Origin of the sequence: Janthinobacterium sp. SUN073, assembly GCF_030397665.1 — a bacterium.
GTDB lineage: Bacteria > Pseudomonadota > Gammaproteobacteria > Burkholderiales > Burkholderiaceae_D > Janthinobacterium.
This window is the reverse complement of the sequence record NZ_JAPUBT010000005.1, coordinates 218,330-239,219: the sequence shown is the minus strand read 5'-3', so window position 1 is coordinate 239,219 and position 20,890 is coordinate 218,330. Positions and strand designations below refer to the sequence as shown.

Below are 20,890 nucleotides of genomic sequence, written 5' to 3'. Positions count from 1 at the left end.
GCCAGCATGAGTCTCACCATGACGTATTTCTACCTGGCCATCGCCATCATCGCTGAAGTCATCGCCACCAGCGCCTTGAAGGCGTCCGAGGGCTTCAGCCGTTTGTGGCCCAGTGTCATCACCGTGATTGGCTACAGCATCGCCTTCTGGTGCTTGTCCCTGACCTTGAAGGTCATTCCTACCGGTATCGTGTATGCGATCTGGTCCGGCGTGGGCATCGTGCTCATTTCCGCCGTGGGCTGGTTCTGGTTCAAGCAAAGCCTCGATACGCCGGCCTTGATCGGCCTGGGGCTGATCATTGCCGGCGTGTTAGTGATCAATTTGTTTTCAAAGTCCGTCGGCCACTAATCAAAAGCTGCTGGCAACCCGCGCCAGGTAATACCACTCGGCATTGGCCGCCGCATTGACGTCAGGGAAGAGGATGTAGGCGTCGAACTCGGCCGTCACGGGCGTGCCGTCCGCGCGCACGCCAATTTGATCACCCTGTTTGACCTTGTCAAAGCTGGACCAGGTCTTGATGAAGCGGTCGTCCGCGTGCAGCTTGTCGTGCACGACGACCATGTTCAGCGCTTCCATGTCCGCGTCGGCGATCGGTTCAGGCTGTGGCGCACCGATAAAGCCGAGGAAGGCGAGCGTGTTCATGATGGCGCGGTAGGCAACATCCGGCGCGGCCGGGTCCGCGTGCTGGCCGCATTCCAGGGTCAGCGCATAGCCGCCCGTCGAGCGCATGTATTCGGTGGTGCCCACGCCATAGCGCAAGACCAGGCCCACCTGGTCGCTATTGCCCAGGCGGCGCTGCACGCCCTGGCCATACGCATGCAGCCAGCCATCGACGAAGCGGCGTACGCCCAGGCGGCGCGCCAGCGCGCGTTCCTTGTCTTCGTGCTGGAATGGTTGCAGCGGGCCATCATTGTTGCGCGGCCCGACCATGACGAAGGGCTGACTGTCGGCATTGAACGAATGCAAGTCCAGCAGCACGTCGTGCTGGCCCAGCAAGGGGCACAGCCAGTTGGCGATGCGGTCTTCGAAATCCTGTGGATGGTCGTTCGGGAACAGGTTGCGGTTCAGGTTGCGGTCGCCGCTGCGCACGCCCTTGGCGTAGGCCAGGGGATTGGTGATGGGCACGAAGGTGACGCTGCCGGCCACGATGGAGAGGGCGCCGCTGTCGAGTTCAGCCATCACGCGGTGGATGCCCTTGGTGCCGCAGGTTTCATTGCCGTGCACGGCGCCCGTGACGATCAGGCGCGGGCCGCTGCCCTGGCCCGTGTAGTTGATGGATTTGAAGTGGAGTGCGCTGCTCATGCTGGACATATCCTATGCTGTTGCGGGAAGGGAAAGCGGGGTCGGCATATTTTAGCGGGATTCGCCGTGCACGCCTGCAAAAAGTTGGCCATGGCAAGGTGCGGCGTGGCATGATCGGCGCCACCGTTGTTTTTCCTTGCCGATCCCATGCCGTCTTCTTCATCTTCTTCCCGCCTGTATGGCCTCGATACTTTGCGCGCGCTGGCCATCGTGCTCGTCTTCATGAATCATTATGTGCTGTTCGTCAGCGAGGGCGGGGCGTTTGGTTTCTGGGGCGAAATCGGCTGGGTCGGTGTGGACCTGTTCTTTGCCCTCAGCGGCTATCTGATCGGCAACCAGATCTTTGCGGCCCTGCGTAGCGCGCACGGATTTTCCTTGTCCCGCTTCTATGCGCGGCGCTTCCTGCGCACCTTGCCCAGTTTCTATGCCGTGCTGGCGCTGTACTATCTGTGGCCCGCGTTTCGCGGCGAGAGTGCGCTGCTTCCCCTGTGGAAATTCCTGACGTTTACGCAAAACATCAATCTGACGCCGGGCACGGCGTTCTCGCATGCGTGGTCGCTGTGCGTGGAAGAGCAGTTCTATGTGCTGCTGCCGGCCGTGGCCTTGGCTGTCGCGGCCTGCCGCAGATCGCTGCTGTGGGCGTGGCTGGCCGTGGCCGCCAGCTTGATCGTCGGCATGCTGCTGCGCGCGTATTTGTGGGATGAATATGTGCAAGTGCCGCGCGGCGGGCTCGGCTATTACAAATACATTTACTATGCGTCTTGGTGCCGCTTCGACGAACTGGTGGCGGGCGTGGCGCTGGCGCTGCTGAAGAATTACCACCCCATTGCCTGGACGCGCCTCACGTCATACGGTAACCGCATCTTGCTGGCGGGAATCGCTGGCACGGCGCTGATGTTTTACGTGTTTCTCACCGATCACTATGGTTATTGGGTGACCGTGCTCGGCTATCCGGCCCTGGCTGCCAGTTTTACTTTGCTGCTGATCGCCGCGCTGAGTCCCGGCAGTGCGCTATATCAACTGCGCGTGCCGGGCGCGGCCAGCCTGGCCCTGTGGTCGTATGCGATTTATTTGCTGCACAAGCAACTGTGCATCCTGCTGCGCCCGCTCTTGCAGGATATCGGTTACGGGCCGGACAGCCTGCCGGCGATCCTCGTGATGATTATTCTCAGCATTGCCACGGGCTGGCTTTTATATGCATTGGTGGAAACGCCGTTCATGCGCTGGCGGGCACGCTATGTTCCCGCCAATCATGCGTGACGGCTACATCTCGATCATTACATATCGATCACGTCGAGTCCCCGTGGCGTGCCCACCAGCAATTCCAGGATCGCATGCACGCGCAGATTCGTGTCTTCATGTGCCGTGTTGAAGATCAGGGCGCGCAGGCCGGGCACGGCTTCCGTGATGTGGTCGCTGGCGTAGGCATGGATCAGTAACAAGACCAGGTCGGTGGCGCCCGCGCCGGGCTGGCGCCGCAGCCGGTCGTGGATCACGTTCAGCAGCGCGCGCTGCATGCGCGGCGTGGGATTGGTGATATAGGCGAAGACGCTCGGCGTGTTGGCGATGGCCGCGCAGATGCGCCGCTCGATCTCGTCGGGCTTCACGTCGGAGGCGATATCGAAATACGCGGCTTCCCAGCGCGTGCGCGCGTATGGGTGATTGGGCGGGAAGGAGTCGGCCGTTTCAAAACCGCAGATGCGGCTCAGGGTTTTCAGCCAGGCTAATATAGTGGAGTTCATGCCGCGATTCTAGCGGCATTCCGCGTGTGCCGGGCCGACTCTCTATAAAGAGGGCTGACGCCCGGGAAGCGGATGAAAAACAGATTAAAGTTTCCTGTAAAACAGCCCTTGTCATTCTGGGAAAGCCTCTCTATAATGCTGGTCTTCGGGGCGGTTAGTTCAGCTGGTTAGAATACTTGGTCGACATCCAAGGGGTCGGGGATTCGAATTCCTCACCGCCCACCAGAATTTTGCAGTAGATAGTTTTTAAGCTGGCGCAAGCCGCAAGCGGTCATTTGAAATGCAATGATCAAAAAAGTTTTACGGGCGGTTAGTTCAGCTGGTTAGAATACTTGGTCGACATCCAAGGGGTCGGGGATTCGAATTCCTCACCGCCCACCAGAATGCAGTTAGAGAGAAAGGTAAAACCGGTTATGACACCGCGAACTACTACCAAGCTTTGGGAGTGACGCTAGTCGAACGGGTTTCCTTTGTCTCAAGAAAGTGAAAAACGCGGCTAGTCCGCGTTTTTTTGCGTCTGCGTTTTCCTTTCAGTATTTTACCCATCACATCGCAGTTTTACCTGGCGCCAGCGCCGATATGGAGATCAATATGCTTACAATCCGACTTCCCGATGGTTCCGCCCGTCAATTCGACGGCCCGGTCACCGTGGCCCAGGTTGCGGCCAATATTGGTGCCGGCCTGGCCAAGGCTGCCCTGGCCGGCAAGGTCGACGGCAAGCTGGTCGACACCTCCTATCTGATCGAGCAAGACGCCGAACTGGCGATTGTCACGGACAAGGATGCCGATGGCCTGGAGGTGATCCGCCACTCGACGGCCCACTTGCTGGCGTATGCCGTCAAGGAACTGTTCCCGGACGCGCAAGTGACCATCGGTCCCGTGATCGACAACGGCTTTTACTACGACTTCGCCTACAAGCGCCCGTTCACGCCGGAAGATCTGGTCGCGATCGAAAAGAAAATGGCGGAACTGGCCAAGAAAGATGAGCAAGTCACGCGCAAGGTCGTCGCCCGCGATGAAGCCATCGAATACTTCAAGGGCATCGGCGAAGCCTACAAGGCTGAGCTGATTGGCTCGATCCCGGCCGACCAGGAAGTGTCGCTGTATTCCGAAGGCAAGTTCACTGACTTGTGCCGTGGTCCGCACGTGCCATCGACGGGCAAGCTGAAAGTCTTCAAGCTGATGAAGCTGGCCGGCGCCTACTGGCGCGGCGACTCGAAAAACGAGATGCTGCAGCGTATCTATGGCACGGCCTGGGCCAAGAAGGAAGATCAGGAGCTGTATCTGCACAACCTGGAAGAGGCGGAAAAGCGCGATCACCGCAAGCTGGGCAAGCAACTCGACTTCTTCCATTTCCAGGAAGAAGCGCCGGGCCTGATCTTCTGGCATCCGAAAGGCTGGTCGATCTGGCAGCAAGTCGAGCAATACATGCGCAATGTGTACCAGGTCAACGGCTACCAGGAAGTCAAGGCGCCGCAAATTCTCGACCGTGGCCTGTGGGAAAAAACCGGTCACTGGGATAATTACCGTGAAAATATGTTCATCACGGAATCGGAAAACCGCGCCTATGCGCTGAAGCCAATGAATTGCCCCGGCCACATCCAGATTTTCAACAATGGCATGCGCAGCTACCGCGACCTGCCATTGCGCTACGGCGAATTCGGCCAATGCCACCGCAACGAGCCATCGGGCGCCTTGCACGGCATGATGCGTGTGCGCGGCTTTACGCAGGATGACGGCCACATCTTCTGCCTGGAAGAGCAGATCGCCGGCGAAGTGACGGCGTTCCACCAGCAGGCGATGGATGTGTACACGGCTTTCGGTTTTACGAATATCGACGTGAAGCTGGCCTTGCGTCCCGATAACCGCATCGGCACGGAAGAGTCGTGGGATTTTGCCGAGGAATCCCTGCGTTCGGCCCTGCGCGCCTGTGGCGTGGAATGGACGGAATTGCCGGGCGAGGGCGCTTTTTATGGTCCGAAGATCGAATACCATCTGAAAGACAGTCTGGGTCGCGCATGGCAAGTGGGCACCGTGCAGATCGATCCGTCGATGCCGGGTCGCCTGGGCGCCGAATACGTGGCCGTGGACAATACGCGTCAGGTGCCGATCATGCTGCACCGTGCGATCGTCGGTTCGCTGGAACGTTTCATCGGCATCCTGATCGAACACTATGCGGGCGCCATGCCGTTGTGGTTGTCGCCGGTGCAAGTGTCGGTGTTGAATATTTCCGACGCTCAAGCCGACTATGTACAGGAAGTTACAACAAAACTGCGCAAAGCGGGGCTGCGCGTGCAGGCTGATTTGCGTAACGAGAAGATTACCTATAAAATACGTGAACATTCCGTACAAAAATTGCCTTACATCTTAGTAATTGGCGACAAAGAGCGGGATGCAAATACAGTGGCCGTGCGGGCGCGGGGCAATATCGATCTGGGCGTTATGTCCGTCGATGCCCTGATTGAGCGACTCAAACATGAAGTCGACACCAAGGCCTGACGAGGAAACTCGCTGCACGACCGTCTTACAAGATTTTTAAAGGAAATTACAATAGCTACTGACAAGTCACATCGCATCAATGGCGAAATCACTGCCCCTGAAATGCGTTTAAGCGGGGTCGATAACGAGCCACTCGGTATCGTAAGTTTGGCTGAAGCCTTCCGCCTGGCGGAAGAGGCAAACGTCGACCTGGTGGAAATTGCGCCTACCGCGCAGCCACCGGTTTGCCGTTTGATGGACTACGGCAAATTTAAGTATTCGGAGCAAAAGAAAGCTCACGAAGCCAAATTGAAGCAAAAGATCATCCTCGTGAAGGAAGTCAAATTCCGTCCGGGGACTGATGATGGTGACTACAATATCAAGTTGCGTAATCTCATCAAGTTCCTTGATGAAGGTGATAAAACCAAGATCACGCTGCGTTTCCGTGGTCGTGAGATGGCGCATCAGGATATTGGCTTCCGCATGCTGGAACGTCTGAAAGCCGATCTGGAGCCGTATGGCCAGGTCGAGCAGTTCCCGAAGATGGAAGGCCGCCAAATGATCATGGTTCTTTCGCCTAAGAAGAAGAAGTAAGCTACAATAGCGTTTTACTGTGAGTCGACGTGATTTGCGCCAGTCTTGGTGCGGCACCCGATTCCAGGCAGAATTTGCGCGGCCCTGACAGCAATGTCCGGGCCGCGCGAACTGTAGCGGACTCGCATCCGCTGCACAGCATGTGAAAGCAGGCATCTAAGCGCAGCGTCGTGTTGCCACCTGCAATCCTGTTATAAATGGAGCTGTCCGTAAGAGGACAGATTGCTATGCCTAAAATGAAGACCAAAAGCTCTGCGAAAAAACGTTTTCGCGTGCGCCCGGGTGGTACTGTTAAATGTGGTCATGCGTTCAAACGCCACATCTTGACCAAGAAAACCACCAAGCTGAAACGCGCTCTGCGCGGTACCACCAATGTCGCTGCGTCTGACGTGAAATCCGTCTACCGCATGATGCCGACTGCTTAATCTCACACTCAATATAAGGAGTTACTATGCCTAGAGTAAAACGTGGGGTTACAGCTCGTGCCCGTCATAAAAAGATTCTTGTACAAGCTAAAGGCTACCGTGGTCGCCGCAGCCGTGTATACCGTGTTGCCAAGCAAGCAGTTATGCGCGCTGGCCAATACGCTTACCGCGATCGCCGCAACAAGAAACGCGTTTTCCGCCGCCTGTGGATCGCCCGTATCAACGCCGCTTCCCGTGAGCATGGCGTAACGTACAGCGTATTCATGAACGGCTTGAAAAAAGCAAATATCGAACTGGACCGTAAAGTCCTGGCCGATATGGCTGTGATGGACAAGCCAGCATTCGCTGCGATTGTCAACGCAGTTAAAGCAAAAATCGCTGCGTAAGCATCGGTCATTGCACGACGTCATCCGTAGGGTGGCGTCATAAAGAGCGGGGCAGGGGTTTTAACACCTTATGCCCCGTTTCCGTTTTTGATTGTTGGATTTTAGATAACCGAGTCCAGAATTGATGTCCAAAACAGGAAATGCCGCATGAACTCCCTAGAAGAACTCGTCGTCTCGGCCCAGGCTGACTTTATCGCCGCCGCAGACGCTGCCGCACTTGAAAACGCCAAAGCCCGCTACCTGGGCAAGACTGGCCAGATTACCGAAATGATGAAGGGCCTGGGCAAGCTGGACCCGGACGCGCGCAAGGCGCAGGGCGCCCTGATCAATGCCGTCAAAGTGCAGATCGAAGACGCGCTGACGGCGCGCCGTGATGCGCTGGCCGATGCCCAAATGCAAGGCCGCCTGAACGCCGAAGCGATCGACGTGACCCTGCCAGGCCGTGGCCGCATGCCCGGCGGCATCCATCCCGTGATGCGCACGTGGGAGCGGGTCGAGGAAATCTTCCGCTCGATCGGCTTCGACGTGGCCGACGGCCCCGAAATCGAGAACGACTGGACCAACTTCACGGCGCTGAACAGCCCGGAAAACCATCCAGCCCGTTCCATGCAAGACACCTTCTACATCGATGGCAACGACACCGATGGCAAGCCCTTGCTGCTGCGCACGCATACGAGCCCGATGCAGGTGCGCTATGCGCGCACGCATACGCCGCCGATCAAGGTCATCGCGCCGGGCCGCACCTACCGCGTTGACAGCGATGCCACCCATTCGCCGATGTTTCACCAGGTCGAAGGCCTGTGGATCGCCGAAGACATCAGCTTTGCCGACCTGAAGGGCGTGTACCTGAATTTCGTCAAGGCCTTCTTCGAGACGGACGACCTGCAAGTGCGCTTCCGTCCGTCGTACTTCCCATTTACGGAACCGTCGGCCGAGATCGACATCGCCTTCGGCTCGGGTCCCTTGAAGGGCCGCTGGCTGGAAGTGTCGGGCGCTGGCCAGGTGCATCCGAGCGTAGTGAAGAACTTTGGCCTCGATCCCGAGAAATTCATCGGTTTTGCTTTCGGCTCCGGCCTGGAACGCTTGACGATGCTGCGCTATGGCATCAACGACCTGCGCCTGTTTTATGAAGGCGACTTGCGTTTCCTGAAGCAGTTCAACTAAGCATTGTTCCGTTTGATTCATGGCGCTTGAGCGCCTGTGCGCTCGCGCTGTGAGCTTTGACCCTTTGAAGGCTTGATTATGCAATTTTCCGAAAACTGGCTCCGTACCATGGTCGATCCGAAGATGACTTCGGACGAACTGGCCCATCTGCTGACCATGTCCGGTCTCGAAGTCGAGGACGTCGATCCCGTCGCCCCGCCGTTCTCGAACGTGGTGGTGGGTCTGGTCCTGGAGATGGAAAAACATCCGAATGCGGACCGCCTGAATGTGTGCCAGGTCGATGTCGGCACGGGCACCATGCTCAACATCGTCTGCGGCGCGCCGAATGTGCGCCCGGGCTTGAAAGTCGTCTGCGCGATGGCGGGCGCCGTGCTGCCGCCTGGCGCCGATGGCAAGCCGTTTGAAATCAAGGTGGGCCAGCTGCGCGGCGTCGAGTCGCAAGGCATGCTGTGCTCCGCGCGCGAACTGAAATTGTCGGAAGAAAACACCGGCTTGATGGAATTGCCGGACGACGCGCCGATCGGCCAGAATTTCCGCGATTACTTTGCTTTGAACGACTTGAAATTCACCATCAAGTTGACGCCGAACAAGGCGGACTGCCTGTCCGTGCTGGGCGTGGCGCGCGAAGTGTCGGCCCTCACGGGTGTGACCCTGAATGTGCCGCAGTTCCGCACCGTGCCGGTTTCCAGCGACGAAATCCTGCCCGTCAAAGTCAGCGCGCCGGACCTGTGCGGCCGTTTCACGGGCCGCGTCATCCGCGGCTTGAACGCCCGTGCCGCCACGCCGGACTGGATGAAGCAGCGCCTCGAGCGCAGTGGCCAGCGTCCGCTGTCGGCCCTGGTCGACATTTCCAACTATGTCATGCTGGAACTGGGTCGTCCCAGCCACGTGTTTGACCTGGCGAAGATCCACGGCAGCCTCGATGTGCGTTGGGGCAAGGCGGGCGAATCCGTCAAGCTGTTGAATGGCAACACCATCGCCGTCGACGAATGGCTCGGCGTCATCGCCGATGAGCAGGAAATTGAATCGCTGGCCGGCATCATGGGCGGCGACGCCAGCTCGGTGTCGGACGATACGGACAGCATCTACCTGGAAGCGGCATTCTGGTGGCCGAACGCCATTCAAGGCCGCGCGCGCCGTTTGAATTTCTCGACCGATGCGGCGCACCGCTTCGAGCGCGGCGTCGATTTCGCCACCACCGTCGAGCACATCGAGCGCATCACGGCCCTGATCGTGGAAATCTGCGGTACGCCGGCAACCACCGTCGGCCCCGTCGACGACCACGTGGTGAACTTGCCGCAGCGCCAGCCTGTATCGATGCGCACGGCGCGCGCGCAAAAAGTCATCGGCGTGCCGCTCAACGATGAGCTGATCGCCGATATCTTCACGCGTCTGGCCCTGCCATTCACCCTGGCGGACGGCGTGTTTTCCGTGACCTCGCCCAGCTACCGTTTCGACATCGAGATCGAGGAAGACCTGATCGAGGAAGTGGCGCGCGTGTACGGCTTTGAAAACATCCCGACCCTGCCGCCCGTGGCCGCGAACGTGATGCAGATTGCGCCAGAAAATACCCGTTCCCTGTTTGCGGTACGTCATGAGCTGGCTGACCTGGGCTTCCAGGAAGTGGTCAACATGAGCTTTGTCGATACGGCATGGGAGCGCGATTTCTCGGGCAACACCAATCCGATCAAATTGCAGAACCCGATCGCCAGCCAGATGAGCGTGATGCGTTCCTCGCTGATCGGCAGCCTGATCGCCAATGTGCGCTATAACCTGAACCGCAAGACGAACCGCGTGCGCATCTTCGAAGTGGGCGCCATCTACCAGCGCGATGACAGCGTGGAAAACGGTCCCTTGTCGGTGGCTGGCTACGCCCAGCCGAAGCGTGTGGCGGCCATGGCCTACGGCGCGGTAGCCGACGAGCAGTGGGGTCAGCCAGCCCGCACGGTCGACTTCTTCGACGTGAAGGCGGACCTGGAAGCGCTGTTCGCGCCGCTGGTCTTGCGTTTCACCAAGGCGGAGCACCCGGCCCTGCATCCGGGCCGTTCGGCCAACGTGGAACTCGATGGCAAGGTCATCGGTTTCATCGGCGAATTGCACCCGCGCTGGATGCAAAAGTACGACTTGCCGCTGGCGCCCGTGCTGTTCGAAGTGGATGCCGCCGCACTGACGCAAAGAGTCGTGCCCGTGTACCAGGAAATCTCGAAATTCCCTGGCGCCAGCCGCGACCTGGCCGTGGTCGTCAAGCAATCGGTAGCGGTGCAGGATCTGCTCGACAGCTTCCATGCCGCCGCCAAGGCAAGCCCTGCAGCGCGTATCGTGCAAGCCATTGTTTTATTTGATGAATATCGTGGAAAAGGGCTGGAAACGGATGAAAAAAGCCTTGCTTTCCGGATTAGCTTGCAAGATACTCAAAACACCCTGCAAGACGATGTCGTCGATGGCCTGATGGCTGTCCTGATCGATGCGGCCAAGCAGGGCCACGACGCGAAACTGCGTTCGTAATACCGGACTGGCCGTCGCCTTGCGTGACGGCCTTTCCGTCGTCAACCGTAGACGAGCTTGCCATGTGGCGGGCTCGGGCGCACAGAAAAGGCAGGGCAGGAAAATTAATAACAGCGACGTTGATTCCGCCGTACTGCAATCCGCACTGGCCGCCGATCTGCATCGGGCCATGCTGGTTGCCAAGGTGCGCCAGGAAGCGGAAAAAGATTTACCCACCTTGACCAAGGCGGAACTGGCCGAACTGTTGTTCGAGCAAGTGGGCCTGAACAAGCGCGAAGCGAAGGATATGGTCGAGACCTTTTTCGACGAGATCCGCAATGCGCTTGAGCGTGGCGAGGCTGTCAAGCTGTCCGGCTTCGGCAATTTCCAGTTGCGCGACAAGCCGCAGCGGCCGGGCCGCAATCCGAAGACGGGCGAAGAGATCCCCATCACGGCGCGCCGTGTCGTGACTTTTCATGCGAGCCAGAAGCTGAAAAGCATGGTCGAAGAGACCAGTCCGCTGGCACGTGCTGCCTGAGTGAGTGGCGATGAACGAGCGCATCAGTAAAACCGAGTTGATCGCCTTGCCGCCCATTCCGGCGAAACGCTATTTCACGATCGGCGAGGTGAGCGAGTTGTGCGGCGTCAAACCGCACGTACTGCGCTACTGGGAGCAGGAGTTTTCCCAGCTCAAGCCGGTCAAACGACGTGGCAACCGCCGTTATTATCAGCACCATGAGGTGCTGCTGATACGCCGTATCCGCGAATTGCTGTATGAACAGGGCTTTACCATCAGTGGCGCGCGCAACAAGCTCGATAGCCGTGGCGCATCGCATGCCGTCCTCGACGAATTGCCTGTGCTGCCGGCCATGCCTGTCGTGCCGCAGGAAGTACCGCTGGACCGCGTGTGGATACGCAATGAATTAATTGCGATTTTAAACTTGCTAAAATAAGATTTGTACCAATATAGGTCTGGTTGTCCGATACCGGATGAGCATATTGCATGGGCTCGTTGCCCAGGCGTTGCCGGTAGCCTGCGGCGCGCCATATTTTGAATATAATGTTAATGTTGCGTTTTTGTTAGTGACGCTAAGCCGGAGCAGCGTGCAGGTTCCGGTAGTCTTTCCCAGGCCAGGAAAATTTAAGGGGAAACAATGATACGCGTTGCCATTTGTGATGATCACCAAATAGTACGAGCTGGATTCAAGCAGATTTTTTCGTCGTCAAGCGATTTCAGTGTGGTGGCGGAAGCCGGTACCGGGCGTGAAGCGCTCGATATCGCCCGCCGCGAAATATGCGATGTATTGCTGCTCGATATAGCCATGCCGGATCAGAGCGGCATCGATACCTTGCGCACGATCCGCCAGGGTCAGCCGGAATTGCCCGTGCTGATACTCAGCGGCTATCCCGCGCAGCAATACGCGCTGAACCTGTTCAAGATGGGCGCGAATGGCTATCTGAACAAGGAATGCGAAGCCGATGAGCTGATGACGGCCGTGCGCACAGTATTCCAGGGGCGTCGCTATGTCAGTTCCACCGTGGGCGAGTTGCTGGCGCAGTCGTTCGACCGCGACACGAATGCCGCCCTGCATACGGAATTGTCGGACCGCGAGTTCCAGGTCTTCCTGCGCCTGGCGCGCGGCGCCACCGTGTCCGATATCGGCGTGGCCTTGTCGCTGAGCATCAAGACGGTGAGTACTTACCGTACGCGCATCATGGAAAAAATGGGCTTGCAATCGAACAGCGACTTGACCTATTACGCAATGAAAAACAATTTGCTTGACTAGCGCTGCGGTGCGATCATGGAAACATGATCGCTCAGCCCGCTAGCCAGCACGACTTGTGCAGTGCAGCAGTCTGTGGCGAGGACTATAATTGGCCGGCGCCGGCGCTCTCTCCCGCGCCGAACCTTGCTAAGGATGCACATCAGGATGTATTTCACCGCTGAACCGGCCCCGAATCACCGCCTGCCCTTGTACAAGACGATCCTGTGCGTCACTTGCGCCTTGCTGCTTGTGCTCAATGGTTTCAGCCTCTACCATAACTTGCAGTCGCTGAAGGGCACCAACGCCTTGCTTAGCCAGAGCGCCCGCGTGGCGGACCGCTTGCAGTACTTGAACGTGCTCGTGCTGGATGCGGAAAGCAGCTTGCGCGGCTATTTCATTTCCGGCTCCGAAACGTATCTGGGGCCGTCGAAGACAGCCACCACCGAAATCGACAACGAATTGAACGAGTTGCAAACCTTGCTCGCGGGCAGTCCCACGCAGCTGAAAAACCTGGCGCAATTAAAGAGCTTGATCCGTCGCAAGATGTCGATGCTGCAAGAATCGATCGAGGTCTACAAGCAGGGCGGGCTGGCTGAAATCGTCAATATCTCGCGTGTGACCGATGACCGCGCCACCATGGACGAAATCCGCCTGCAGGTGGTGATCATGACGCGTGAACAGAATGAAGCGCTGTCGTCCGGCAGCGCCGCCTTTTATCATGAGTACCAGAAAGCCGTGCTGCTCGGCATTGGCATCAATGCCCTGGCCATCCTCGTGCTGATCATGTTTTACCAGCTGGTGCGGCGCAGCTTCCAGAACCGCGCGGCCGTCGAGTATGCCCTGCAAAATGCCAACGACACCCTGGAATCGACGGTCAGCAAGCGCACCGAGCAGTTATCCGTGCTATCGCGCCATTTGATCAGCGTCAATGAAGTGGAGAAGGCGCGCCTGGCGCGTGAGCTGCACGATGAGCTGGGCGCCAATTTGACGTCGATCAGCATGGACCTGGGCGCCGTCACGCAGCAGCTGGCGCACACGCAGCCTGAACTGGCCGCGCAATTACGCCGCGCCAAGGCGACCCTGCTGGAAACGGTGGAACTGAAGCGCCGCATCGTCGAGGATTTGCGCCCCAGCCTGCTCGATAACCTGGGCCTGTGCGCCGCCATCGAAAGCTATTGCGAGGATTTTGCGCGCATGAGCTCGGTTCGCTGCGAAACGGACGTGGCCATCAATATCGATAACCGCGAAGCCACCCTGACGATCGCCCTGTTTCGCATCGTGCAGGAATCGCTGACGAACATCCTCAAATATGCGCGCGCCGGCATGGTCAGCGTGACATTGAAGCGCAATGAACACGGCCTGGTGCTGCGCGTCATCGACGACGGCATCGGCATCACCGAAGATGCGCTGCAAAAACCCATGTCGCACGGCTTGCTGGGCATGCGCGAGCGGGCCTTGCTGCTGGGTGGCACCCTCACCGTGCGCCAGGGGCCGGAAGGCAAGGGCACGTGCGTGGAAGCCGTGATTCCACTGCCGCTGACGCCGGAGCCGGAAGAGCTCGACGAGGACGCCAGCGTGTGATTGTTTCTGGATGCAAAAAAATGGCCGGGCATGCAGCCCGGCCATTTTTTTATCTATGCAGATCAGCAGCGGTTCAGCAGCGTGACACGTCGCGCAGCAAACGGTCGTATTCCGTCTTGGCGACCTTGTAGCACTCGCCCGCATAGCATTCCAGGCCGGCGCGGTCCAGCACCGTGATATTGCCACGGCGATAGTGAATCAAGCCTTCATCTTGCAGCTTGCCGGCGGCGGCCGTGATGCTTTCACGGCGCACGCCCAGCATGATGGAGATCAGCTCTTGCGTGACTTTGAGTTCGTTCGATGGCGAACGGTCCAGGCGGTCCAGCAGCCAGCGACACAGTTTTTGCTCGATGGAGCTGTGGCGGCCACCGACGGCATTCTGCGCCATTTGCGCAAACAGGGCATTGGTATAGCGCATCAACAGCTGGGGCAGGGCGCCGCCTTGATTGAAGGCGTCGCGCAAGCTTTGTGTTTTCAGGCGATAACCGTAGCCGGCACTTTGCACGACGGCCGTGCACATGGCGCGCTCGCCGGCCAGCAACGAGGCACCGGCCACGCCTTCATGGCCGACGACGGCGATTTCCGTCGTGGCGCCATCTTCCATCACGTACAGCAGCGAAATGATGGCGGTGGTGGGGAAATAGCTGTATTCCAGGTTGTTACCGTAGGCATACAGCTCCTTGCCGAAAGGCAGTTCCACCAGTTCCAGGTCTTCGAACAGCGATTCGAGCGCGGCGCGTGGCAGGGCGGCCAGCAATTCATTTTGTTGGGCACTGCTGAGGCTAACCCGCGACGCAAGCTTGATTTCCCGACCAGCCGCCGGCATGGCGCGCGGCAGCAACTGGTTCTTCTGGACCGGGGTGATAAGTTGAGTATGGCTCATAGTATTCCTCACAGGCTTTTTACATCGGAGTGCGACTGCCGCGTTGCTGGTCGAAAGCGGTGCCGCATCCATCGGATAACGGCGTTTTTTTTCGACCGCGCGGTGCAGATCGCGATGTAGCTACTTTAAAAGCTTATGTAAGTGGCGAACATAAGATTAGCAGTCGCCACTTTGTAGTCTCTTTTGAGGTGAAATTGTAGTCCTTGTCCTACACGCACACTTTAGCTTAGCTAGCCTTGCGCCGTTCTGCACGATTTTGTGATATGACGCGCGGCTTATTGGCGCTCCACAGGCCGGCCGGACGCACGCTGGGCAAGCCGTCGCGCATGCTCGTGGCACTCGCCAGGCGCGCGGCTGGCACCTCATGTTCGCCCAGGCGGAAGCGGCTGACGGCCTGCGTCAGCGCCTCGCCTTCCTGATGCAGGCGCTGCGAACCGGCGCGCGCCTCGTCGACCAGGCCCGCGTTCTGGCGCGTCATGTCGTCGATCTGCGCCAGCGCCTGGTTGATGCGGGCGATCTCGCCATTCTGCTCGGCACCGGCGCTGCTGATGCGCCCGATCACCACAGCCACCTGCTGCACCGCATCGACGACTTGCCGCATGGTGTTGCCGGCGGCATTGACGAGGTCACCGCCCGCATCCACGGTGGCCACGGAGTCGCCAATCAGGCGCTTGATTTCCAGCGCCGCCTCGTTCGAGCGCTGCGCGAGGCTGCGCACTTCGGAGGCGACGACGGCAAAGCCGCGTCCTTGCTCGCCCGCGCGCGCCGCTTCCACAGCCGCGTTCAGGGCCAGGATATTCGTCTGGAAGGCGATGCCGTTGATGACGCCGATGATGTCGACGATCTTGTGCGAGCTGGCCTTGATCGAGGCCATGGTCTCGACCACGGCGCCGACGGTCTGTCCGCCTTTCAGGGCCACGTCGGCCGCCGTCGCCACCAGCGTGCGTCCCTGTCCTACATGGGCTTCGTTGCGGCCCACGGTGGCCGTCAGCTCGCGCATCGAATCGACGGTGGCGCCCAGCGCGTCCGCTTGCGTGGCCGTGTGGCCGGACAGGGCGGCGTTGCCCTGGGCGATATCGGCGCCGGCCGCCGCGATGACGGCCGCGCCGCCGCGGATTTCCTGCACCAGGGTGGCCAGGCCATGCGTCATGGCGCCGAAGTCGCGTACCAGGTCGCCGATTTCGTCATGCGCCTGCGAGGTGATGCGCTGCGACAGGTCGCCCGCCGCCGCCGCGCCGACGGCCACGCGCAATTGCGTCACGTCGCGCGCGAAGGCGGCATAGAAGCCCGCGCACAGGTAGGCGGCGGCCAGCAGCACCAGCAGCATGGCGGCCAGGATCAGACTGCGGCGCGCCTCGTCGCGCGCGATGCGCTGCGCCAGCAAGTCGTCCAGGGCGCTGGCGGAGGCGCCGGACAGCGCGTGCAGGGCGTCGATGGCTTGCATGCCGGCCGCGTGGAATTGCGCGCCCGAGGTCTGGTCGTAGGAATTGGTCACTTCATTTTTCGTCCGTTCGAGGAAGGCCAGGGCCGTCGGCACGGCTTTCAGCGCGCCTTGCAGGCTGGCGCGCAATGCCGGCCTGGCGGCGAGGATTTCGTCGAAGCGGGCCGGCAGGCGTTCCAGTTCGTGGCGCGCGATCAGGGCGTTGGCATTGACGAGTTGATCTTCATTCGCTTCGAACAGGCCCGTGTCGATGTAGGCCGCGCCGCGCCCGGCGATGTCGGACAGGCTCTCGGCCAGGTCGGGCAGAGTGGCCGTGAAGACGGCGCTCAGGTGGTTGGCGCCTGCGTCCGGGTCGACGCTCAGGTGCGAGCGGTCGGCCACCAGCTGGCCCAGTTTGGCCGCCTGGCGCAGCAGCGCCGTGTGCGCCGCGTAGCTGTCGCGCGCCGCGAGGCCCGCCTGACGGCCCAGCAGGGCTTGCCACTGCTTCGTCAGCTCGGCCGCCTGGGGCAGGCCGGCGCCGGCCGGCAAGCGCGCCAGGGATGCCAGCGCGGCCGTGATGCGCGCATTCAGGGCCGTGTTGTCCATGCCCGCCTTGCCGCTCAGGCGCAAGTGTTCCAGGCCGCGCCGTTGCTGCAGCAGCCGCGTGCCTTCCTGCAACTGGCGCACATAGGCCACGCCTCGCTGCGCATCCTGCGCCTGCGCCAGCGACTTGCCCAGCTCCGAGATCAGCAGGGTGGTCGCCAGCGCCAGCGGCAGCAGGAAGACCAGGCAGACCAGCATGAATTTGGGCAGCAGGCGCAAGCGCTGCATGAGTCGGATGGCGGGAGTGAGGAGGATTTTCATCGGTTTTCCAGGGAAGAGTGGCGACATTTCTGCAGCGCAATGTTGCCTGTGGATTGTGACCCCTTGATGAAGTGGGCGATTTTGCTTTCCGCCAGAGTGAAGCAGTTCACACGGAAGTGCGATCCTTCTGTAAAATCGAGGGTTTTTTGCGAGGGCCATATTATGGTCACCAATATGGCCAACGAGAACGACATCACTACCCCCGATTCCAGCGACAATGCGGACAACGCCGCGGCGTCAGCCAGCAGCAAGGCGCCTGCCGTGATCGCGCGCGAAGTGGCGCGCCGCCGCACCTTCGGCATCATTTCCCACCCGGATGCGGGTAAGACCACGCTGACGGAAAAACTGCTGCTGTTCTCGGGCGCGATCCAGATGGCCGGTACCGTCAAGGCGCGTAAATCGGGCCGTCACGCGACGTCGGACTGGATGGAAATCGAGAAGCAGCGCGGCATTTCCGTCGCCTCCTCGGTGATGCAGTTCGAATTCCGCGACCACGTCGTCAATCTGCTCGACACCCCCGGCCACCAGGACTTCTCGGAAGATACCTATCGCGTGCTGACGGCAGTCGACTCGGCGCTGATGGTCATCGATGCGGCCAAGGGCGTGGAAGCGCAGACGATCAAGCTGCTGGCTGTCTGCCGCATGCGCAATACGCCCATCGTCACCTTCATGAACAAGATGGACCGCGAAACGCGCGATCCGCTGGATCTGCTCGACGAACTGGAATCGGTGCTGAAGATCCAGTGCGCGCCAGTCACCTGGCCTATCGGCATGGGCAAGAACTTCCGCGGTGTGTATCACCTGCTGAACGACGAGATCATGCTGTTCAAGGCCGGCGAAGAAAAAGCCGACGGCGCCTTCGAAATCATCAAGGGCATTGACAATCCGCGCCTGCAGGAGATGTTCCCGCTGGAGATGGACCAGTTGCGCATGGAAGTGGAGCTGGTGCACGGCGCGTCGAACCCGTTCAACCTGGAAGAATTCCTGTCCGGCGTGCAGACGCCCGTGTTCTTCGGTTCGGCCATCAACAACTTCGGCGTGCGCGAGATTCTCTCCGCGCTGGTCGACTGGGCGCCGGCGCCGCGCGCGCGCGATGCGACCGTGCGGTCGGTGGCGCCGTCCGAACAGCCGTTTACGGGCTTCGTTTTCAAGATCCAGGCGAACATGGACCCGGCCCACCGCGACCGCATCGCCTTTTTGCGCGTGTGCTCGGGACGTTTCGAGCGCGGCATGAAGGTCAAGCACTTGCGCCTGGGGCGCGAGATCAAGGTGTCGAACGTGGTGACCTTCATGGCATCGTCGCGCGAACAGGTGGAAGAAGCGTACGCGGGCGACATCATCGGCTTGCCGAACCATGGCAACATGCAGATCGGCGACAGTTTTTCCGAAGGCGAGATGCTGACCTTTACGGGCATTCCCTACTTCGCGCCGGACTTCTTCCGCTCCGTGCGCATCCGTAATCCCTTGAAGATCAAACAGTTGCACAAGGGCCTGCAGCAGCTGGGCGAAGAGGGCGCGGTGCAGGTCTTCAAGCCGGTGCAGGGCGGCGAACTGGTACTGGGCGCCGTCGGCGTGCTGCAGTTCGAGGTAGTGGCCAGCCGCTTGCTCAACGAGTATGGCGTCGATGCCGTGTTCGAAGGCACCAGCATCAGCAGCGCGCGCTGGGTCAGCTGCGACGACAAGCGCATCCTGCAGGACTTCGAAAACGCGCTGGGCCACAACGTGGCCTACGATGCGGCCGGCAACATGGCTTACCTGGCCACGTCGGGCGTGAACCTGCGCCTGACGGAAGAGCGCTGGCCGAAGCTGACGTTCCACGCGACGCGCGAGCATTCGGCCAAGCTGGCTTGATAGCCGACAGCTGGGGTCAGACCCGCCGGGTCTGACCCCATACTACACCGGCAAAATCGTGCGCGTACTCCAGTCGCGCCGCTCCAGCAGCAATGCCGTCAGCTGCGCCGCCGTCATGGGGCGCGCAAAGAAGTAGCCCTGCACGTTGTCGCAGCCGGCTTTCCTCAAAAACTCCACCTGCTGCAGCGTTTCCACGCCTTCGGCCACCACTTTCAGATGCAGGCTGTGCGCCATGGCGATGATGGCCGTGACGATGGCTTCGCCTTCGCCGGGCAGGTCGTGCACGAAGCTGCGGTCGATTTTCAACTGATCGATCGGCAGGCGCTTCAAGTACGACATGGAGGAATAGCCGGTGCCGAAATCGTCGATCGACAGGTGGATGCCCGTCTCCTGCAGGCGCCGCATCAGTTCCACGTTGGCGTGGATATTGTCCATCAATACCCCTTCCGTGATTTCCAGCTCCAGCAAGCCATGCGGCAGCTGCGTCTCCTGAAGGATGGCGCGGATGTCGTCCATCAATCCCGGGTCGCGCGCCTGGCAGGCCGACAGGTTGACGGCCACGTGTTCGAGCGAATCGAGCAAGCCGGCCTTGCACCAGCTGGCCGCCTGGCGGCAGGCGCTTTGCAGCACCCAGCGACCCAGCTCGACGATGATGCCGCTTTCCTCGGCCACGGGAATGAATTCGCTGGGGCTCAGTTGCCCCATCTCGCGGCAGTTCCAGCGTATCAGCGCTTCCACGCCGACGATGCGCCCGCTGCGCAAGTCGATCTGCGGCTGGTAGTGCAGATACAGTTCCTCGTTTTGCAGGGCGCGGCGCAGGTTCGCCTCCATGCGCAGGCGGCGCTGGGCGCGCAATTCCATTTCGGCCTTGAACACGGCATAGCGGTTCTTGCCCTGGTGCTTGGCGTGGTACATGGCCGTGTCGGCATTGCGCGTCAGGGTGGCCACGTCCTGCGCATCGAACGGATACAGGCTCACGCCGATGCTGGCGCTGACATACAGCTGGTGGCCTTCCAGCGCGAACGGCGCGGCCAGCACGGCGAGGATCTTGCGCGCCACGCTGGCCATTTCCGAGGCGTCGTCGGCCGGTTCGACGATGACGACGAATTCGTCGCCGCCGATGCGGCAGATGATGTCGGTGCCGCGCAGGATCTCCACCAGGCGCTCGGCGACGAGTTTGAGCAGCTGGTCGCCGCAGTGGTGGCCCAGCGTATCGTTGACCACCTTGAAGTTGTCCAGGTCCAGCAGCAGCAGTCCCACGCTGCTGTCCTGGCGGTCGGCGCGCGCCAGCGCGTAGGCCAGGGCGCCGTTGAATTCATGGCGGTTCGGCAGTTGCGTGACAGGGTCGACGTGGGCCAGGTAGTGCAAATGGCTTTCCGCGTGCTGGGCGGCGGTGCGCGTGCGGCGCACCATCAGGACCGTCAGGCCGAACGCACACAGGCAGACCAGCAAGGTGAAGGCGGCAAATTGCGCCAGGCTGCCCCACAGCGGCGCCAGGCTGGCGCGCAGATATAGCGCGCCGCCGCCGGGCAGGTTTTGCAGGAGGGCGGCGCTGCCGTCCAGGTAATCGATCTGCAGGCCGCTGCGCGGCGCCGTGGGCGCGGCATCGCTGGCGCTGCGCGCGTAGCGGGCGAATGGCGTGCCATACGGACTGTAGAGCAGTGCTAGCCGGACATGCGGGGCGGCGGCGAGGGGAGCGAGGACCTGTTGCGCCGCAAGGCGATCATCCCGGCGCATGGCCTGGGCAGCGGCTGGCGCCAGCATGTCGGCCTGGATGCGCAGGTCGCGCTGGAGCGATGTCTGGAGGGAAAACAACTGGAAGAGGATCAGCAGCAGGCTGGCCGTGGCCAGCATGGCCGCCGCGGCCAGCAGGTTCAGCCTGGCTATCCGGTCACCGCGCAACTGCACCGAGGGCAGCATCAATGGCACCATCATGACGCATTCTCCTGC

General features: G+C 60.4%; 18 protein-coding genes and 2 tRNA genes. 15 read left to right on the top strand and 5 right to left on the bottom strand.

Annotated features, from left to right (window positions below; translation table 11 throughout):
• The first annotated feature begins 18 nt into the window (after nt 1-18).
• Entirely contained in the window at nt 19-348 is a 330-nt protein-coding gene (locus O0882_RS16075; RefSeq protein ID WP_070280339.1) for an SMR family transporter, read from the top strand.
• On the opposite strand, the gene O0882_RS16070 is transcribed toward O0882_RS16075, so the two are convergent.
• Nucleotides 349-1,302 (bottom strand): succinylglutamate desuccinylase/aspartoacylase family protein, encoded by a 954-nt coding sequence (locus O0882_RS16070; protein ID WP_289949512.1) that lies wholly within the window; start codon nt 1,300-1,302, stop codon nt 349-351.
• Nucleotides 1,303-1,449: 147 nt separating this feature from the next.
• Here O0882_RS16070 and O0882_RS16065 point away from each other — a divergent pair, with 147 nt between their 5' ends.
• Nucleotides 1,450-2,562 carry an acyltransferase gene (locus O0882_RS16065; protein ID WP_289949510.1) on the top strand — a complete coding sequence of 371 codons (1,113 nt, stop codon included), beginning with the start codon at nt 1,450-1,452 and terminating at the stop codon, nt 2,560-2,562.
• A 17-nt stretch (nt 2,563-2,579) separates the two neighbouring features.
• Here O0882_RS16065 and O0882_RS16060 read toward each other — a convergent pair whose 3' ends face one another.
• Nucleotides 2,580-3,044, bottom strand: a complete 465-nt coding sequence (locus O0882_RS16060) for a hypothetical protein (RefSeq protein WP_289949508.1) — start codon at nt 3,042-3,044, stop codon at nt 2,580-2,582.
• 148 nt (nt 3,045-3,192) lie between these two features.
• Here O0882_RS16060 and O0882_RS16055 point away from each other — a divergent pair.
• From O0882_RS16055 to O0882_RS16000, 12 genes are all read left to right on the top strand, one after another.
• Nucleotides 3,193-3,269 (top strand) — tRNA-Val (locus tag O0882_RS16055).
• A gap of 79 nt (nt 3,270-3,348) precedes the next feature.
• Nucleotides 3,349-3,425, top strand: a tRNA-Val gene (locus O0882_RS16050).
• A gap of 210 nt (nt 3,426-3,635) precedes the next feature.
• Entirely contained in the window at nt 3,636-5,543 is a 1,908-nt protein-coding gene (gene thrS / locus O0882_RS16045) for a threonine--tRNA ligase (RefSeq protein ID WP_289949506.1), read from the top strand.
• 51 nt (nt 5,544-5,594) lie between these two features.
• Entirely contained in the window at nt 5,595-6,116 is a 522-nt protein-coding gene (infC, locus tag O0882_RS16040) for a translation initiation factor IF-3 (protein ID WP_081344545.1), read from the top strand.
• Nucleotides 6,117-6,343: 227 nt separating this feature from the next.
• Nucleotides 6,344-6,541 (top strand): 50S ribosomal protein L35, encoded by a 198-nt coding sequence (gene rpmI / locus O0882_RS16035; protein ID WP_010399216.1) that lies wholly within the window; start codon nt 6,344-6,346, stop codon nt 6,539-6,541.
• Between the two features lie 26 nt (nt 6,542-6,567).
• Nucleotides 6,568-6,927 carry a 50S ribosomal protein L20 gene (rplT, locus tag O0882_RS16030; protein ID WP_010399214.1) on the top strand — a complete coding sequence of 120 codons (360 nt, stop codon included), beginning with the start codon at nt 6,568-6,570 and terminating at the stop codon, nt 6,925-6,927.
• A 147-nt stretch (nt 6,928-7,074) separates the two neighbouring features.
• Nucleotides 7,075-8,091 (top strand): phenylalanine--tRNA ligase subunit alpha, encoded by a 1,017-nt coding sequence (gene pheS / locus O0882_RS16025; RefSeq protein WP_010399212.1) that lies wholly within the window; start codon nt 7,075-7,077, stop codon nt 8,089-8,091.
• A gap of 78 nt (nt 8,092-8,169) precedes the next feature.
• Nucleotides 8,170-10,596: a phenylalanine--tRNA ligase subunit beta gene (pheT, locus tag O0882_RS16020; RefSeq protein WP_289949502.1), complete on the top strand. Its 2,427-nt coding sequence runs from the start codon at nt 8,170-8,172 to the stop codon at nt 10,594-10,596.
• Nucleotides 10,597-10,765: 169 nt separating this feature from the next.
• Nucleotides 10,766-11,113, top strand: a complete 348-nt coding sequence (locus tag O0882_RS16015; RefSeq protein ID WP_010399205.1) for an integration host factor subunit alpha — start codon at nt 10,766-10,768, stop codon at nt 11,111-11,113.
• Nucleotides 11,114-11,123: 10 nt separating this feature from the next.
• Nucleotides 11,124-11,528, top strand: a complete 405-nt coding sequence (locus O0882_RS16010; protein WP_071076665.1) for a MerR family transcriptional regulator — start codon at nt 11,124-11,126, stop codon at nt 11,526-11,528.
• A 201-nt stretch (nt 11,529-11,729) separates the two neighbouring features.
• Entirely contained in the window at nt 11,730-12,362 is a 633-nt protein-coding gene (locus tag O0882_RS16005; protein WP_034783185.1) for a response regulator transcription factor, read from the top strand.
• A gap of 144 nt (nt 12,363-12,506) precedes the next feature.
• Nucleotides 12,507-13,922: a CHASE3 domain-containing protein gene (locus tag O0882_RS16000; protein WP_289949498.1), complete on the top strand. Its 1,416-nt coding sequence runs from the start codon at nt 12,507-12,509 to the stop codon at nt 13,920-13,922.
• A gap of 73 nt (nt 13,923-13,995) precedes the next feature.
• Here the strand turns inward: O0882_RS16000 and O0882_RS15995 are convergent, their stop codons facing one another.
• Together O0882_RS15995 and O0882_RS15990 are read right to left on the bottom strand one after the other, a co-directional pair.
• Nucleotides 13,996-14,805, bottom strand: a complete 810-nt coding sequence (locus O0882_RS15995; protein ID WP_099763284.1) for a Crp/Fnr family transcriptional regulator — start codon at nt 14,803-14,805, stop codon at nt 13,996-13,998.
• Nucleotides 14,806-15,031: 226 nt separating this feature from the next.
• A complete protein-coding gene (locus tag O0882_RS15990) occupies nt 15,032-17,089 on the bottom strand; it encodes a methyl-accepting chemotaxis protein (RefSeq protein ID WP_289949496.1) in 2,058 nt (685 codons plus the stop codon).
• A gap of 174 nt (nt 17,090-17,263) precedes the next feature.
• Here O0882_RS15990 and O0882_RS15985 point away from each other — a divergent pair, with 174 nt between their 5' ends.
• Nucleotides 17,264-18,940: a peptide chain release factor 3 gene (locus O0882_RS15985; protein WP_289949845.1), complete on the top strand. Its 1,677-nt coding sequence runs from the start codon at nt 17,264-17,266 to the stop codon at nt 18,938-18,940.
• 42 nt (nt 18,941-18,982) lie between these two features.
• Here O0882_RS15985 and O0882_RS15980 read toward each other — a convergent pair whose 3' ends face one another.
• A complete protein-coding gene (locus tag O0882_RS15980) occupies nt 18,983-20,875 on the bottom strand; it encodes an EAL domain-containing protein (RefSeq protein WP_289949494.1) in 1,893 nt (630 codons plus the stop codon).
• Nucleotides 20,876-20,890 lie beyond the last annotated feature (15 nt).

Bases quoted from the DNA above. Each gene is read 5' to 3' on its own strand.
- O0882_RS16075 (WP_070280339.1), top strand. From the start codon at position 19: ATGACGTATTTCTACCTGGCCATCGCCATCATCGCTGAAGTCATCGCC.
- O0882_RS16070 (WP_289949512.1), bottom strand. From the start codon at position 1,302: ATGAGCAGCGCACTCCACTTCAAATCCATCAACTACACGGGCCAGGGC.
- O0882_RS16065 (WP_289949510.1), top strand. From the start codon at position 1,450: ATGCCGTCTTCTTCATCTTCTTCCCGCCTGTATGGCCTCGATACTTTG.
- O0882_RS16060 (WP_289949508.1), bottom strand. From the start codon at position 3,044: ATGAACTCCACTATATTAGCCTGGCTGAAAACCCTGAGCCGCATCTGC.
- thrS (WP_289949506.1), top strand. From the start codon at position 3,636: ATGCTTACAATCCGACTTCCCGATGGTTCCGCCCGTCAATTCGACGGC.
- rpmI (WP_010399216.1), top strand. From the start codon at position 6,344: ATGCCTAAAATGAAGACCAAAAGCTCTGCGAAAAAACGTTTTCGCGTG.
- rplT (WP_010399214.1), top strand. From the start codon at position 6,568: ATGCCTAGAGTAAAACGTGGGGTTACAGCTCGTGCCCGTCATAAAAAG.
- pheS (WP_010399212.1), top strand. From the start codon at position 7,075: ATGAACTCCCTAGAAGAACTCGTCGTCTCGGCCCAGGCTGACTTTATC.
- pheT (WP_289949502.1), top strand. From the start codon at position 8,170: ATGCAATTTTCCGAAAACTGGCTCCGTACCATGGTCGATCCGAAGATG.
- O0882_RS16015 (WP_010399205.1), top strand. From the start codon at position 10,766: ATGCTGGTTGCCAAGGTGCGCCAGGAAGCGGAAAAAGATTTACCCACC.
- O0882_RS16010 (WP_071076665.1), top strand. From the start codon at position 11,124: ATGAACGAGCGCATCAGTAAAACCGAGTTGATCGCCTTGCCGCCCATT.
- O0882_RS16005 (WP_034783185.1), top strand. From the start codon at position 11,730: ATGATACGCGTTGCCATTTGTGATGATCACCAAATAGTACGAGCTGGA.
- O0882_RS16000 (WP_289949498.1), top strand. From the start codon at position 12,507: ATGTATTTCACCGCTGAACCGGCCCCGAATCACCGCCTGCCCTTGTAC.
- O0882_RS15995 (WP_099763284.1), bottom strand. From the start codon at position 14,805: ATGAGCCATACTCAACTTATCACCCCGGTCCAGAAGAACCAGTTGCTG.
- O0882_RS15990 (WP_289949496.1), bottom strand. From the start codon at position 17,089: ATGAAAATCCTCCTCACTCCCGCCATCCGACTCATGCAGCGCTTGCGC.
- O0882_RS15985 (WP_289949845.1), top strand. From the start codon at position 17,264: ATGGCCAACGAGAACGACATCACTACCCCCGATTCCAGCGACAATGCG.
- O0882_RS15980 (WP_289949494.1), bottom strand. From the start codon at position 20,875: ATGATGGTGCCATTGATGCTGCCCTCGGTGCAGTTGCGCGGTGACCGG.